Below are 13,881 nucleotides of genomic sequence, written 5' to 3'. Positions count from 1 at the left end.
TGTGGCCGCCCAGGTGGAAGGCCAGGTCCTTGGACAGCTTCGGCACGTTGCCGAAGTCGCCGCTGGCCCGTGCCTCGGTGAGCTGATCCAGGGCGGTATTCGCGCCGGCCACATAGGTGGCATGGTGCTTGGAGTGGTGCAGCTCCATGATCCGGGCCGAGATATACGGCTCCAGGGCTGCGTAATCGTAATCGAGCTCGGGCAGTTGGTACGTGCTCATGTTGTTGCTCCTTCTTTCGTGTGGTGTGGGCTATTTGGCGGCCAGGAGGCGCTCGACGCGGGGCTTTACCTCGGTGGCCAACAGAGTGAGGGATTCGAGGAAGTGCTCGTGGGGCAGGCCGCCGATGTCCATCTGCAGGAAGTGCCGCATGTGGCCCATGTAGCCGTGCAGATGGACGATCCGTTCGGCCACTTCGTCCGGGTCGCCGATGTAGTAGGCGCCGGGCGCTTCGGCTTGGGCGAGGTAGGCGCGCTTGTCGGGGGCGGGCCAGCCGCGCAGCCGGCCCATCTCGACATTGAGGTTGTGCCAGCCGGGGTAGAAGCGGCTGAGCGCCTCGTGCTTGGTGGGTGCACCCAGCCCGATGGCGGCGACGGAGACCTTCGTGTTTTCCGTTGGGTGTCCGGTCTGGGCCGCGGTGGCCCGGTAGAGCTCGGCGAGCGGGGCGAATCGGTGCGGGGCTCCGCCGATGATGCCGTAGGAAACTGGCAGGCCCAGCTGTCCGGCGCGGGCGGAGGATCCGGCGTTGCCGCCGGTGGCCAGCCAGATCGGCAGCCGGCCGTTCACCGGGCGGGGCACGACGGCAAGGTTGTCTAGGGACGGCCGACGGGAGCCGGGTTGAAGTGGACCCATGTCGGCGGGACCGAGCGCTGTGGAGGGCCTCTGGAAGCCGACCGGGTAGTCCTCGCTTTGTAGATGCAACTGCCTTGGACCGAGTAGGTCAATCACCATAACTACGGGCTCCGGATATCGTTGCACACAGCAAGCCTCTGAACGAGCTGAATACCGGACCCGGGCAAGTCGCAGAGGTCGGATTCCCTCGGCATTCCAGATACTTGGGGAGGCCCCAACCTATAGCTCGAAACCCGGAGGAGAAAGTTATGCCAGCAAGAGAGGTTTTGAACCAGAAGCAAATCCAAGCAAATCTGACCCAGTTGCCGGAATGGCGCTACGGTTTGGGTGCTTTGCGGACCGCAATCAGATGTGAATCACCCGCGGCTGCCTTGGACTTGCTTTCCACCATCGGCGAGCTGGCACAGGAATCCGATCACCACCCTGATGTGGACTGGCGGTACGACACTTTGTTCATCACGCTCACTTCGCACGATGCCGGAGACAGAGTGACGGCGCGTGACGTGACGCTGGCGCGCTCGATATCGAAGCACGCCCAAGCCATTGGCGTCACGCCTCTCCCGGAACTCCTGCGCACAGTGGAGATAGCCATCGACACCGATGCCCCGGAAGCCATTTCGGAAGTATGGCGAACTGCACTGGGCTACAGGATGCAGCAAGACGGAAGCCTTACCGATCCCTATGGCAGGGGTCCTGCCATCTGGTTCCAGGAGTCCCCGAATCCCAACGTGAATCGCTTTCACCTGGACGTTACTGTCCCGTTCAGCGAAAGCGCCTCGACTCTGAATGCTCTGGCATGCGTTGGTGCAACACTCGATGATGAACATGCGCCCATGTGGGTAGTGGCCACTGACGTCCAAGGCAACCGGCTATGCATCAGCACTGAAGCCGGACGCGGCGACTAGACGGGGTGAACCCACCCTACTTTGGCCAGGGCCCGCAGCCTGACCTGGCCGCACGGCCGCCGCGCGCGCCGCCGTCGGTCGACCGGCTGCTCGAAGAACCACCGACTCTCTGGAGAGCAACTCGAGCTCCCAGTCCTTAACGGCGGCCAACGGCGCGAACAGACTCGAGTCGATCTCGTTGCGGGGCAGGCCTTTGACGGACTCGGTCTGGCCAGTCCCTGTTGCCCAGGGACGAAGTCAACGCCCGTCGCGGCCAGGGTGGAGAAGATAACTTCCGCCTCCTCGACGCCGCCGGCCCACCTGTAGTCGTGGTCGCTGACCTTGGACTGGGAGATCCGAATGCCCACACTCATCTCCGGGCCCACGGCCTCGCGCACGGCGCGGGCGATCTAGGCGGGGAAACGCACACGGTTCTGCGGGGAGCCGCCGTACTCGTCGGTGCCCAGATTGAAATAGTCGGTGAGGAGCTGGTCCAGCAGGTGGCCGTTGGCGCCGTGGATTTCCACGCCGTCGACCCCGGCCTCCTTCGCGCGCAGCGCGCGGGCCACGAAGCCCTGGCGGACCTCCTCCATCTGCTCCCGGGTTATTGCCGCCGACGCATTCGGACTCAACCACTCACTCGCCTGTGTCGAAACCTCGACCGTGAGCGGCGACAACTGAAGCTAGTGGGGACCGGCCGATCGTGAGTGGGCTGCAGGGTGTGAACGGGTCGAGGTGACGCCTGGTTGCCGTAACTTTGCTACGTCCTCCAGTCGCGCTTGTTGGGTCCCGTCGCGGGTGCGGGCGGGACCCCACAAGTCACGGGTCAGCCTGTCATCACTGGTCGTAGCGTGCCACCAGGCGGCCTGAGACGCCTCCCTTGGCCAGGCGATCCAGGCCCTCAGGGATGTCGTTGAAACCAACGTTCGCAGACACGATTTCCAACTGCCCGGAGTCGATCATCTCCAGCACGTTCTTCAAATGCTTGGGGTCTCCGACGGGAGTTGAGCCCTGAAGGGTGATGGCTCTGGTGATGAAGCCGAAGGACTCGAATTCGAAGGTGGTCTTACCCAGGCCTACCAGCACGACCTTGCCGCCGTCCTTGACGGCGTCGAAGGCGCCGACGGTGGTGGTGCCGAAGCCGGCGAAGTCGACCACGACATCCAGGTCTTCACCCTTCAGTTCACTGATGTCCTTGACCACACGGGACACGCCGCGGTCCTTGGCGGCCTGCCAAACCTCTTCACGCGGCTCGATGCCGATCACTTCGGCACCCTTGATGACGGCGATGCGGGCGCCGGTCAGCCCCAGGCCGCCCAGCCCGAGGATGCCCACACGCATCCCCTTCTCGACCCCGCCATGGACAACCACGCCGCTGTAGGAGGTGACCCCGGCATCGGTTGCCGCGGCTGCTTGGGACCACTCCACGTTGGCAGGCTTGTGCACCAGGCTGTCGACCTTGCCGATGACGTATTCACCAAAGCCGCCATCGCGGGTCACTCCGGGTGCGTCCGACGCAACGACTCCTTGGGCTACTTCGTCGCCCACCTTGAACCCGGTGACGCCTTCACCGACCTCCTCAACGACGCCGGCTACTTCGTGTCCCAGCACGATGGGCAGATCGACGATGATGGGGATTTCTCCTTGCACGTATCCCACATCACTGTGGCAGATGCCGGCGGCAGTGACCTTGATCAGAACCTCACCTGGACCCGGTGAGGGCTTGTCCAGGTCCTGAAGCTTCAGATCCTGATTGATCCCTTCCATAACCCACGCCTGCATGGTTCCTCCTTCAGCTTGCATACGCACACTATTTATATGCGTATGCATTTACTCTATGCTCTTCCATATATTCCGCAAATCCGACGACCGTTCTTGCGTTCTTGGAAGCCCGCCGCAACATTTCCGGACCTGCCTCCGTCGCCCGCCCGCTCGGCTTTAAGGGGGTAGCTTTTCGTGGATTCCAAAATGGAAACTCAAAACTCATCGAGGAGGACTGGATCCGGCATGGAAACCTGATGCCGGTTGGCTACCCGCCAGCTGGCGCGACGGCCGGCTGGTGTACCGGCTGCAGATGTACCGTACGGCCTCCCGGGTCGATCTCACCGCGGCCGAATCAGTCGCCGTGCTCAACGTTCCCTGGACCAGCTCGGAATTGCCGAATCACGCGAACAGTCAGCGCACGCGGCACTTTCTGGGGTGGAGTGCCGCAAACGCGCATTTGACTCGTGGTCCACGGTTTCGGCACACCTTCAGCCCCGAACCGACCCACACAAAATCCAGGAGAAGAGGATACTGGCAGTCACCAACTTGTTCTGATTTCCACCGGGCTCCTTCGGAGAGAGAAGGTCATCGTGGTCGCTGAGACCTCCGCCCTGATGATTCGTGGGGCTCGTGTCACCGATGTCCCCGTGATGGCGCGCCTGCTCGCACAACTGGGTTACTCCCCTCAAGAGGACTGGGTGCGATCCTGGGTGAGTGCCGATTCGCCGGACGCCCGGTGCGTTGTGGCGGAGATTGGATCTCGAGTGGTCGGTCTAGTGCACGTCCATCGGGTGCCGTTCCTGGCCGAGAGCGGCTACAAGGCCAGACTCACAGCGTTGGTGGTCGACGAAGCCGAGCGCTCCCGCGGTGTCGGTGCGTTGCTCCTTAAAGCGGCGGAGCAAGTGACGCGGGATCTGGGAGCTGCCGTGTTGGAGCTTTCGACATCAGAACGACGTCAACAAGCCCACCGGTTCTACGAACGTCACGGCTACACTCAGCCTTCGCGGCTTTACCGTAAGACGGTAGCGCCTCGGGCACCAGCCCCGGGCGGATCTGATGGGACAGTCAACCAGTCGGTTCCGCCCTCGGGTTGAGGCGAAGCCTGACTGCAAGGCCGGCGCCAAGAACAATTGCGAGACCGCTGGCTTTGGTGGCGTCAGCCAAACGCGAAGCAAACAGCTCCCGGCGCTTCAGCAAGCCCGGCGGGCGGAGGTCGGTTTAGGGCTGCACGATCCCTGCCGGGAACCGCAGGTTCCGATTTGCCGTCAGCTGTTTTAGGACTCGTCTGTTACCGCTTCCGAGTCCTCCTCCTCGGCGACGGCGTTGGCGATGAGGTCCATCCGGTCCGCTGGTGTGAGGTCCTCATCCTGTTGGATTTCCTTGATGTCGTCGCTATCGATCCCCTCTTCAGGGTTCTGGGGGTTGCCGTTCTGGGGTTTATCAGTCACCGTTGGCTCCTTTCTTCCCACCTGATGCCTCTTGGCTTGTCTCCCGGAACTGCTGCTGCCGGTGCAGCTATTCACTGAGCCCGCGCTCCGTCGTCGGCGGCGTTCATCCCTTCTCCCCCGCGCCTCCGGAGGCGACGGCGAGTTTCCCGTAGGCCACAAGGTTGTCTTCAAATCTGCCGTTCTGCGGGTTGTACCCGTCGCAGGTGATGAGCCGGATCTCTGCCTGTTTAGTATTCCCGTACACCTGCAGGGCAGGGAAGCTGTCTTTGGCATAGCGTTTGATAACGGTTAGCCGGAAGACCGCGGTCGTGCCGTCTTCACGCTCTACCCTGACCTCGTCTCCGGGCACTAGTTCGTTCAGCCTGGCAAAAACGCCCGGGCCGCCGCCCAAGGAGTTGACGTGCCCCAGGAGGATCGAGGGCCCCCTTTCCCCCGGTGTCGGGGAATTGGTGTACCACCCTGCCGGGGAACCGGCCTCTCCGGGCGGCACCTCCAAGGTGTGATCCTCCTGCTGTGCGAGGCCGATGATGTCGCTGCGAAGACCAATCCGGGGAATGCTCAAAGCTGAAGGCCTGGCTTTCTCCAAAACACGGGAACTGCCGTCGGAAGCGGGAACGGCGGCTTTGGGTGCGGCTTTGTGTGCGTCAGCCTGTTCCGGCCTTTGCCATGGTTCGCGCTCTTGGCCCGCGCCAGGAGCCTGCTCGACGGCGGTGCTCGAGGGTGAGGAGGACGGCGGTGCCCCGGTCGCGGTGGGTGCAGCGCACCCGGCATTCAGGGCAAGGACAAGGGCCAGCCCGGCGAATAAGGGCGGCCCCGTCCTGGCCGTGTTCACCCCAATCAGTCCTTGGCCGCGGAGCGCCGGCGGGCAGCGGCCGCCGTAACGCCAGCGGCAAGCAGAACTCCCAGACCAGCGGCGACGGATATTGCGCTTCCATCTGTTTGCGTGGCGGTCTCGATGCCTGTCTCGGGCGCGCCGTTAGGCATCGGTCCGGCCATTTGGGAGGCCACCAAGGTTCCGCAGGCCGCGGGAAGTGTAGCGGCCAGCGGCAGTGACGGGGCTTCAGGGCTCATTTTTTGCTGGGCAGCCGGAGGTAGCTTGTTCGGGTCTACGCCATGGACCTCCACCGTTGCTGTCCCGGCCTGGATGGCCTCTATTGTTGCCGGATCCAGGGTCAGGGTCCGTGCATAGGTGTAGGCGCCGCCGGCGGGGAAGCGGTCGATTGCCACCATCGAGGCCGGGCTGGTGTCCCCCTGAACCGTCAGCGCAGTACTGACGGCACCGGCGTAAGGTTCGCCCTCGGGCGAACTTACGACACCGTCGCCGTCGGTGTCTGCTGCCGGCCCTGGGCACAATCCTTGGCCGCCGATGTGGATATGCTGGCCGTGCGGGAACGGCGCGTTCATCCAGATTTCGGCGGCGCCCGAGACGTTCATGCTGACGGTTGCCTGCTGGCCGTGTATCTCGATCATGGCCTGTCCGGCGGTGCCGCTGTTGTTAGCCGGTGCAAGATTAGCCTGCCAGACGCCGTCCTGGGCCACGGCTGGCCCGGCCGCGAAAGCCATCGCGCCAAGCGCGACCGCAGGAGCAATAAGAAGAGTTTGTGCCTTCATGATGTAGGCCTCTCAAGAAATAGTAAGGGTGCTTACGGTGTCTACCGTGCGTCACACCTTATTGCAACGCCCTCGATCTGAACAGCCTTTACTCCGAGTTTCCCGTCAACCACCCGGTCCTAACCGGGGGCAGCCCCCTCCGCACCAACTCGGACTGCACGGATACGTGGGCCAGGCAGGCTACGGGCAACGCCCTCTCTCGCCAAGCCGCTCGAAAAATGAAGCGGACGGCCGGGGCAAACAGGTAACACTGACATCCTCCGGCCTCGTCCTTATCGATCAGACCCTGCCAGGCCACATCCGAACCGAGCACGATCCACTCAGCTCACTCAGCAACGACGACGGCCAAGCTCGAAGCAAACATTTCCAAGCGGGGCCCCTGTTACCCTTCCGCGAGGATACGCCGATGCGAGCATGCGGCCGGCCTTCACCGGTCTAGGCTGAGGCCATGACCAATCGTGGACCATGGTCAATCCGGCTGCGCGACCGGGCGGGCGGGCAGGTGAATACTCCCAGAGCCGTAATCCGGATCTCCGCTTACGTGTACGGCAATGTCCTGGTGCTGGCTGCCATTGTCGCCTCCACTCCATCCGGGGTGCGGACCGGTGAAGCTCTCATCTACATTCTCGGAACAGCACTGACCACTTTTTTAGCACACGTTCTCGCCAACGGTTTCAGCGCTTCCGCGGTGGGCGGCAAACTCTCCCGCACGGAGATACTGCAACAACTGCGCGATGCCGTCCCGATTTTGACATCCGGACTTATGCCGGCGGCCATGGTATTCCTTTCTGCGCTGGGGAGGTTTGACGACCGCTTTGGCCTCGCCGCGGCAGCCACCTTAATCTTGGTCCGTCTTGCCTCCATCGGTTTCGTCGTCCGAAGGCTGACCGCCAGGTCCGCCCGTGCAGGAGCCCTATGGGGCGGCATCAGTGTGGCCGTCGTCGCCGCCATTATCGTGACGATAAAACTGCTCATCGCCCATTAGAAAGCAGCCCGGTTGCATCGCCTAGGCGTCGGGCGATTTAACAACGTCCTGACGGCGCGCGGCGGAGCTGCTTCCGGAGTGGCCACGGCAGACGGATCAATTCATCCAACCGATGGTTCGATTGTTGATTTCAGCGGCCTAGCCTCTGTGCCATTGGCTCACGCGGCCGAGTCTCGCGCGGTGGTGGCTGGCCCTGTTTCAGCGCCCCGGGTTAGACGTAGAAACTGGGAACTTGAGGTTATGGCGCGCAGCAGGCCTTGGGGGTTGTCGTACCTTCCGCTTCCAATGTAGTCGCAAAGCTGGTCCGTGGCTTCCGGGTGCTTCAGGACAAAATCGATCAGACCTGTGCCTTCCTCGACGATGCTGTACCGGGCGTCGTAGATGTCGGTGTATTCGCGGTAACAAGCGGTTAGGCCGTGCTTGTCCCCCTCGGTCACAAGCAGCCGCGCCAGGGACGCGCCGAGACTTACAATATTCCGTTGGGCACCTATGCCCACCTGTCCGGGCCACGGTGAGTGGACGAGCCCGTTGACCAGACTGATGGCGTCTCGGACTTCTTGTCGTACATTGTGTCCCGCGCTGTCGCGGTCGGTGATGCGGGCTGCGGTGATTTTTCCTGGATTCAACCTTGCCCTCCGGATGCCGCTGTTTGCAACGCAAGCCCGGGCGTGGAAGTAGGTTTGCTCGGCGGTGGTGACCCAGAGTGCGAGCTTGGCCGGGGATCGGCGGTAGTGCCGATACAGGTGTGCGCTGATGAGACCGCGTTCGGCAGGTGCACAGCGGCTGATCACCTCCACGAATGACAGTACGTTCACATGGTCCAGAGCGTCGGCGACGGCAAGGGCCATGGGGAAGGTCTTGGCACCGGTCTGGCCCCTGAAAGCTGTCGCGAGGAGCTGTTGTGCTTCCGCTGAGACGGTGACGGGCGTCTCGTGGACAATCTCGTTGACGGCGATGCGGCGAACCGGTGAGGAAGGGGCACCGGAGGTGAGCCCCACGACCGGTGCACGGAGGCCGTGCAACGCCTTGTGGAAGCGGAAAATGTGCCTGTGCCCCTTGTGACGGGCGGTGTAGGAGGCGTGGATCTGCCCGTTCTGCGGTGCGGGTGCAGCAGTAGGAGTCGGCTTGTAACTCTCGCCTTTCAACCACTCCAAGGCCTGTACGCCGCTGGTGAAATACGACACCGGGTAGGAAGGATCATGGACCGCCCGGAAGAACTGCGCGATCGTCCGCTCAACAGGCGAAGTACCCACGAGAGCCATGCGTGTGGCAGGAACGCGGCGCGCGAAGTTAGTCAACGCACGTGAATTGACTGACCTCATTCCGTGCATGTCCACCAGGATGGGCTTGGGCTGATTGCTGCTCACCTTCTCGACTTGCTCTATCGCCTCGAGCGCGTCCACTTCCCGGATCACGGCGTCGGCCGGCCACCGGACAAAAACGACGTCGTCCCGGAACAATTCGACTTCAGGACAGCACCTAGCTTCGGGAAGGCGCAATCGTTCACTGCTTGCCCGCGAGACGGGTAGGGATGGAGCGGGCATTTCTTGGCCTTCTGTCAGCGTTTGGTAAAGGTTTCCTCAAGAACGTTGCAAAGCATAATCCCTATATCGTGAATACTGCAAAGTTCAACTAATCAGCTTTCTTAGTAAAATCCGGTCAGTACCCTTGTAAATTCGGCCGGTATAAAAATTCCCCCAGATGAAAGACGTGCTGAGGACGGCTTTTTCCTGAACGCTCGGACCAGGCAATCGTGTTGCCCCTCCCTGCACCGGCCTACCCGGCCGGCGGCCGATCCGGCGCCTTGCTCCCCGCGGGTCCGGCCCTCACAGAAGGCAACAAGTTGGAAACCGATACTACGATGCACGCAAAGATCTAGCTGAAGGATGGCAGCAGCTACACCAGAACCTGCTGGGCACGCGCACTTCAGCAGCCCATCCGCTGGGCGGGGTCGCGTTGCGCAGCTTACGCAGGAAAAAGCCCGGACCGATGACGGTCCGGGCTTTTGTGCTTCCTCTCAGCCGCAGTCGCCGCCGCCTCCGGCATCTCCTCCATAGGCAGTGGCTCCAGAGGCTCCCGTGCTGGCTGCATCCGTACTCGCGTAAGCCCGGCCACTCTTTATTGATCGGCGATCAGCGCGGGCGCCGAAAACCACCCAGGCAATGCACGCCACACAAAGGATGGCAATGATGATGGCGAATTCCATGCCTGTCTCCTGTCGTTGAGTTCAGGGTAGGGGCGGAATGAATTGCGGGCAACAGTTTCGGAGGTTTCTTTGCCGGACGAAGGTTTCGAAAAGCTGCGCACACAGGGAAATCAGCACAGACTAACGCCCCCGCGGCGAGGCCGCTCAATTGGCCGAACTTATGCGAGCCGAAGATACCGTCCGTCCGGAGCATCAACAATCCGAGGAGCCAGTTCCGATAACAGCACATACGTGGTCCGTTACAGCGCAGTGTCACGCCCTGAATAACCGTTTGGGCGAAAGCATTTCCGTCGCAGACAGGGGTGGCGGGGTCGCCGGACCCTCGCAGCTGAGGAAAACAAAACCGTCCCCGACTACGCCCCAAGACCTTTTGACTCGGTTACGGCATCACGTCCCCGCTGTTGGGGCCCAGTGTCTGCCCGGTGTAGAGGTCTCCACCGGGCGAGGAGGCCAGCAGCAGGGCAGTCGGTGCTACCTCGTGGGCCTGCCCGAAGCGGCCGATGGGAAGCTCCGCCTGTTTGGCAGCCTTCCACTCGTCGGAGAGTCCCTCGATTAAGGGAGTGAAAATGGGCCCCGGGGCGATCGCATTGACCAGGATGTGGTGCCCGGCCAACTCCAATGCCATGGCTTTGGTCATGCCGATCACGCCCGCCTTGGCGGCCACGTAGTGGGTCAGGCCGACCCCGCCCTTGAGTCCGAGCTGCGAGGCGATGTTGATGATCCGGCCTCCGCCGCGCTTCACCATGTGGGGGGCGGCCCAGCGCGCAGCCAGGAACACGCCTTTGAGGTCCACGGCGATGGTCTTGTCGAACGTCGCTTCGGTCATTTCCAGCAGCGGTGTCTCGTCGAGAATGCCGGCGGCGCTGACCAGGATGTCGATGCCGCCGAACGTGGCAGCCACGTCGTCCATCACCCGCCGGACGGCTTCGCCGTCGGTGACGTCCACGCCGAAGGCCGCGGTGCGGCGGCCGAAGGTGCCGGCTTCGTCCGCTACGGCCGCGGCGCTTTGTTCGTCCCGGTCCAGCAGCGCCACGTCTGCACCCTCTTGGGCGAAGAGCAGAGCGATGGCCGCACCGATGCCACCGCCGCCGCCGGAAATGACGGCGAGCTTGTCTGCGAGCTGTTCTCCCATCTCAACTCCTGTCCGATTCAACTGGGCCAGCGGACGGTCAGCCCGCCGTCGACAATGAGCTGTTGCCCGGTGATGTAGGCCGAGTCCTCGCTGGTGAGGAAGCGGATGGCGCGGGCGGCCTCGTCGACGTTGCCTACCCGGCCCCACGGGATGATGGATCCGGCTGCGTCGAGGCCCTCCCGGCCCAGCGAGTTCACCGCGTCCAGGGACTGCGGGCTCTCGATAAGTCCGGGGATAATAGCGTTGACCCGGATTCGGCGCGGCGCCAGCTCCACAGCCAGAGACCGGCACAGGCCGAGCAAACCGGACTTGGCGGCGGCGTAGTGGCTGTGTTCTTCCCAACCGTAGACGCCGCCGGCGATCGAGGACGTGGCAACCATCGCGCCGCCGCGGTCCATCCGCATGCTGCAGGAACGGAAGACGCGCAGGACGCCGGAGAGGTCGACCGCCATCATGTCGTCCCACGCCTCGTCGGTCATGTCGGCCAGAGCCGCCCGGCGCAGAATACCGGCCGCGGCCACCGAGATATCCAGTCGGCCGAACTCGTCCAGCGCCGCTTGCGCGAGCTTCTCCGTGTCCTCGAATTGGCGCACGTCCATGGGGACTGCGACGCAGCGTCCGTCAGCGTCCTCCACGGCACGGACCGTATCGGTCGCGTCGTGGGGGTCCGAGGGGAGGTAGCCGATCACACTGTGGGCGCCGGCCCGGGCGTAGGCTACGGCCAGCGCCCGTCCGATCCCGCTGCCGCCTCCGGAGATAACCGCGACCCTTCCCTCGAGCCCGTCGTCGCGGATCATGCGGCCACCATCCTTCTGCCGTCCTTAGTGTCGGGGGAGGTCATGCGATCACCGTAGTCCTCTGATGGGCATCGTGGATGGTGTGCGTGCCGGCCATGCACAGTGCCGACACGAACAGTCCGCCGGTGCCGGTGATGATCGCCGCCCAGCCGGTATCGACTCCGGCGGTGAGCAGGATGGACAGCAGGCCGGAGCCGGCGATGCCGCCAACTGGCGCCATCACGTGGGCCACGTTGGTGCCCATGCCGCGCACGTGGGCGGGGAAGGACTCGCCCATGTAGAACAGCAGCGCCGCGTAGGGGCCGGTGAGGAAGAAGAGGGTCAGCGCGTACAGCGGGATGATGATGGCCGGGTTGCCCGGGCCCAGCAGCATGATCAGGCTGACGATGCCGCCCGCCAACCAGCCGAAGACGACGGTGCGCTTCCGGGTGATTTTGTCGCCGAGCCAGCCGTGGAAGACGTAGCCTACAAAGCCCACTGCGTTGGCCAGGACCAGAATGATCAGGGCGTTGTCGAAGGAAACCCCCTTGGCATTGACCAGGACGGTGGTGCCCAAGACTGAGAAGGTCATGATGGCGAGCCAGTTGAAGAACCATGACAGGGCCAGGAGGATGGTGTGCCAGCGCAGCTCGGGGGTGAAGACATCCTTCACACCGGTGGCATGGTGGGCTGCCTCCTCGAGGTCGTGTTCGTCTGCCAACCGATGGGCACCGTCGACGTCGCCGCTGGCACGGCGGCGTTTAACCTCCTGCATGGCGGCAAAGGTGGGCGATTCGGGCAGCCGCAAGGCCAGGGCCACCACGATCAGGGACAGGACGGCGGCCACCAGGAAGGTCCAGCGCCAGCCGATGATCGGCAGCAGCAGCGCCGAGAGACCCGCAGAAATAAGGGCCCCGACCGGCCAGCCGCCCTGTACCAGGGAGTACATCAGGCCTCGGCTTTTGGCCTCCTTGTAGATCTCGTTGAGGTAGACCGCGTTGACGACTTCCTCGGACATGGAAAACCCGGTGAAGGAGCGGATGATGACAAGGCTGACGGCGCCGGCTGCGAGGCCTGTCAGGCCGGAAGCCACGGCCCCGCCGAGCATGAGGATGATGAGGGCTCGTTTGCGGCCCATCCGGTCGAGAATGCTGCCCACGAGCAGGGAGATGATGAAAACACCGATCGTGGCGAAGGTGTTGACGGCGGTGGATTGAGCGGTCGTCCAGCCGAACTCCGCAGCGATGACCGGCAGCAGGGTGCCGAACAGTGTGTAGTCGTAGACCGAGGCGACCCAGGCGATAAAGCAGACGACCGAGACCTGCGTGATCGTCGTTTTGGTGATCTTGACATTCCACGGCTCAACGGAGCGGCCGCGGGGGGAACGAAGAGATGACATGGCAGTTGCTTTCCTTGACGCCAGGACTCTCAGGAGTCCTGGCGGGGGTGGCGGGCGGCGAAGTCCCGCGCGAGGTTTTCCATGAAGGCGAACTCAACGCCGTCATGCTGTTGGATGTGGTCGAACAGCCGCTCGAGCATGAGCAGGTTTTGCGGCTTGCCTGAGACATCGGGATGGATGGTGATGGGGAAGACGGCGTAGTCCATCTCGCGGTACACCCAGTCAAACTGGTCTTTCCAGAGTTGCTCGATGTCCCAGGGGCTGACGAAGCCGTGGCTGTTGGGGCTGGACTTGATGAACATCATCGGAGGCAGGTCATCGAGATACCAGGAAGCCGGCACTTCAATGAGATCGGTCTCCTGGCCGCGCACCAGCGGCTTCATCCATTCCCGGGCCGACTCGGCTTCATAGTCGATTTTGGTCCAGCTGTCCCCAACCCGCACGTAGTACGGGATGAAGTCGTTGTGCATTAACGAGTGGTCATAGAGGAACCCGCGCTCGAGCAGGATCTCATTGGTCACCGGAGAGAACTCCCACCAGGGAGCCACATAGCCAACTGGCTTGCGCCCGGAACGCTGCTCGATAAGGTCGCTACAGTAGTCAAGAACCTCGGTCTCCTGCTTCCGGGTCATGGCGATGGGATTTTCGTGGCTATAGCCATGCACCCCGATCTCGTGCCCGGCAGCAACGACGGCGTCGAACTGCTCCGGAAACGTTTCCACGGAGTGGCCCGGCCAGAACCAGGTCACGGGCATCTGACGGCGCTGGGCGAGCTGAAGCAGCCGGGGCACGCCGACCTCGCCGGCGAAGAGCCCGCGGGAGATGT

The 13,881-nt window shown here is 63.1% G+C and carries 14 protein-coding genes and 1 pseudogene; 3 read left to right on the top strand and 12 right to left on the bottom strand.

The features are described from left to right. Together AC5RWT_RS27485 and AC5RWT_RS27480 are read right to left on the bottom strand one after the other, a co-directional pair. Positions 1-220 (bottom strand): annotated as a pseudogene (locus tag AC5RWT_RS27485) (superoxide dismutase); the annotation flags it as partial. A gap of 30 nt (positions 221-250) precedes the next feature. Continuing rightward, a complete protein-coding gene (locus AC5RWT_RS27480; protein WP_494082965.1) occupies positions 251-850 on the bottom strand; it encodes an LLM class flavin-dependent oxidoreductase in 600 nt (199 codons plus the stop codon). Between the two features lie 248 nt (positions 851-1,098). Between AC5RWT_RS27480 and AC5RWT_RS27475 the strand changes: the two genes are divergently transcribed. Next, entirely contained in the window at positions 1,099-1,755 is a 657-nt protein-coding gene (locus AC5RWT_RS27475; protein ID WP_494082964.1) for a 4a-hydroxytetrahydrobiopterin dehydratase, read from the top strand. Positions 1,756-2,144: 389 nt separating this feature from the next. Here AC5RWT_RS27475 and AC5RWT_RS27470 read toward each other — a convergent pair whose 3' ends face one another. Together AC5RWT_RS27470 and AC5RWT_RS27465 are read right to left on the bottom strand one after the other, a co-directional pair. Beyond that, a complete protein-coding gene (locus AC5RWT_RS27470; RefSeq protein WP_494082963.1) occupies positions 2,145-2,366 on the bottom strand; it encodes an oxidoreductase in 222 nt (73 codons plus the stop codon). Positions 2,367-2,571: 205 nt separating this feature from the next. After that, positions 2,572-3,516 (bottom strand): alcohol dehydrogenase catalytic domain-containing protein, encoded by a 945-nt coding sequence (locus AC5RWT_RS27465; RefSeq protein ID WP_494082962.1) that lies wholly within the window; start codon positions 3,514-3,516, stop codon positions 2,572-2,574. 596 nt (positions 3,517-4,112) lie between these two features. Here AC5RWT_RS27465 and AC5RWT_RS27460 point away from each other — a divergent pair. Further along, positions 4,113-4,592, top strand: a complete 480-nt coding sequence (locus AC5RWT_RS27460; protein ID WP_494082966.1) for a GNAT family N-acetyltransferase — start codon at positions 4,113-4,115, stop codon at positions 4,590-4,592. 180 nt (positions 4,593-4,772) lie between these two features. On the opposite strand, the gene AC5RWT_RS27455 is transcribed toward AC5RWT_RS27460, so the two are convergent. The 3 genes from AC5RWT_RS27455 to AC5RWT_RS27445 all read right to left on the bottom strand — a co-directional run bounded on the left by AC5RWT_RS27455 (position 4,773) and on the right by AC5RWT_RS27445 (position 6,557). Next, positions 4,773-4,946 (bottom strand): hypothetical protein, encoded by a 174-nt coding sequence (locus AC5RWT_RS27455; protein WP_494082961.1) that lies wholly within the window; start codon positions 4,944-4,946, stop codon positions 4,773-4,775. A 103-nt stretch (positions 4,947-5,049) separates the two neighbouring features. After that, the gene (locus AC5RWT_RS27450) at positions 5,050-5,508 is read right to left on the bottom strand and encodes a sortase domain-containing protein (protein WP_494082960.1); all 459 of its coding nucleotides are present in this window, start codon (positions 5,506-5,508) and stop codon (positions 5,050-5,052) included. Positions 5,509-5,783: 275 nt separating this feature from the next. Further along, the gene (locus AC5RWT_RS27445; protein WP_494082959.1) at positions 5,784-6,557 is read right to left on the bottom strand and encodes a hypothetical protein; all 774 of its coding nucleotides are present in this window, start codon (positions 6,555-6,557) and stop codon (positions 5,784-5,786) included. 448 nt (positions 6,558-7,005) lie between these two features. Between AC5RWT_RS27445 and AC5RWT_RS27440 the strand changes: the two genes are divergently transcribed. Next, complete coding sequence (locus AC5RWT_RS27440) at positions 7,006-7,542, top strand: hypothetical protein (RefSeq protein WP_494082958.1); 537 nt, start codon at positions 7,006-7,008, stop codon at positions 7,540-7,542. A 158-nt stretch (positions 7,543-7,700) separates the two neighbouring features. On the opposite strand, the gene AC5RWT_RS27435 is transcribed toward AC5RWT_RS27440, so the two are convergent. The 5 genes from AC5RWT_RS27435 to AC5RWT_RS27415 form a co-directional block, all read right to left on the bottom strand. After that, a complete protein-coding gene (locus AC5RWT_RS27435) occupies positions 7,701-9,041 on the bottom strand; it encodes a SpoIIAA family protein (RefSeq protein WP_494082957.1) in 1,341 nt (446 codons plus the stop codon). A 1,086-nt stretch (positions 9,042-10,127) separates the two neighbouring features. Next, positions 10,128-10,880, bottom strand: coding sequence for an SDR family NAD(P)-dependent oxidoreductase (locus AC5RWT_RS27430; protein WP_494082956.1), 753 nt, complete (start codon positions 10,878-10,880; stop codon positions 10,128-10,130). A 17-nt stretch (positions 10,881-10,897) separates the two neighbouring features. Next, positions 10,898-11,677, bottom strand: coding sequence for an SDR family oxidoreductase (locus tag AC5RWT_RS27425; RefSeq protein ID WP_494082955.1), 780 nt, complete (start codon positions 11,675-11,677; stop codon positions 10,898-10,900). A 40-nt stretch (positions 11,678-11,717) separates the two neighbouring features. After that, the gene (locus AC5RWT_RS27420) at positions 11,718-13,055 is read right to left on the bottom strand and encodes an MFS transporter (protein WP_494082954.1); all 1,338 of its coding nucleotides are present in this window, start codon (positions 13,053-13,055) and stop codon (positions 11,718-11,720) included. A 29-nt stretch (positions 13,056-13,084) separates the two neighbouring features. Next, a partial coding sequence (locus AC5RWT_RS27415; RefSeq protein ID WP_494082953.1) for a polysaccharide deacetylase family protein occupies positions 13,085-13,881 on the bottom strand: 797 nt, incomplete at its 5' end.

Source organism: Arthrobacter sp. Dra40 (assembly GCF_059091905.1).
Note: the sequence above shows the minus strand (reverse complement) of the source record. Positions and strands in the feature narration are given on the sequence as shown.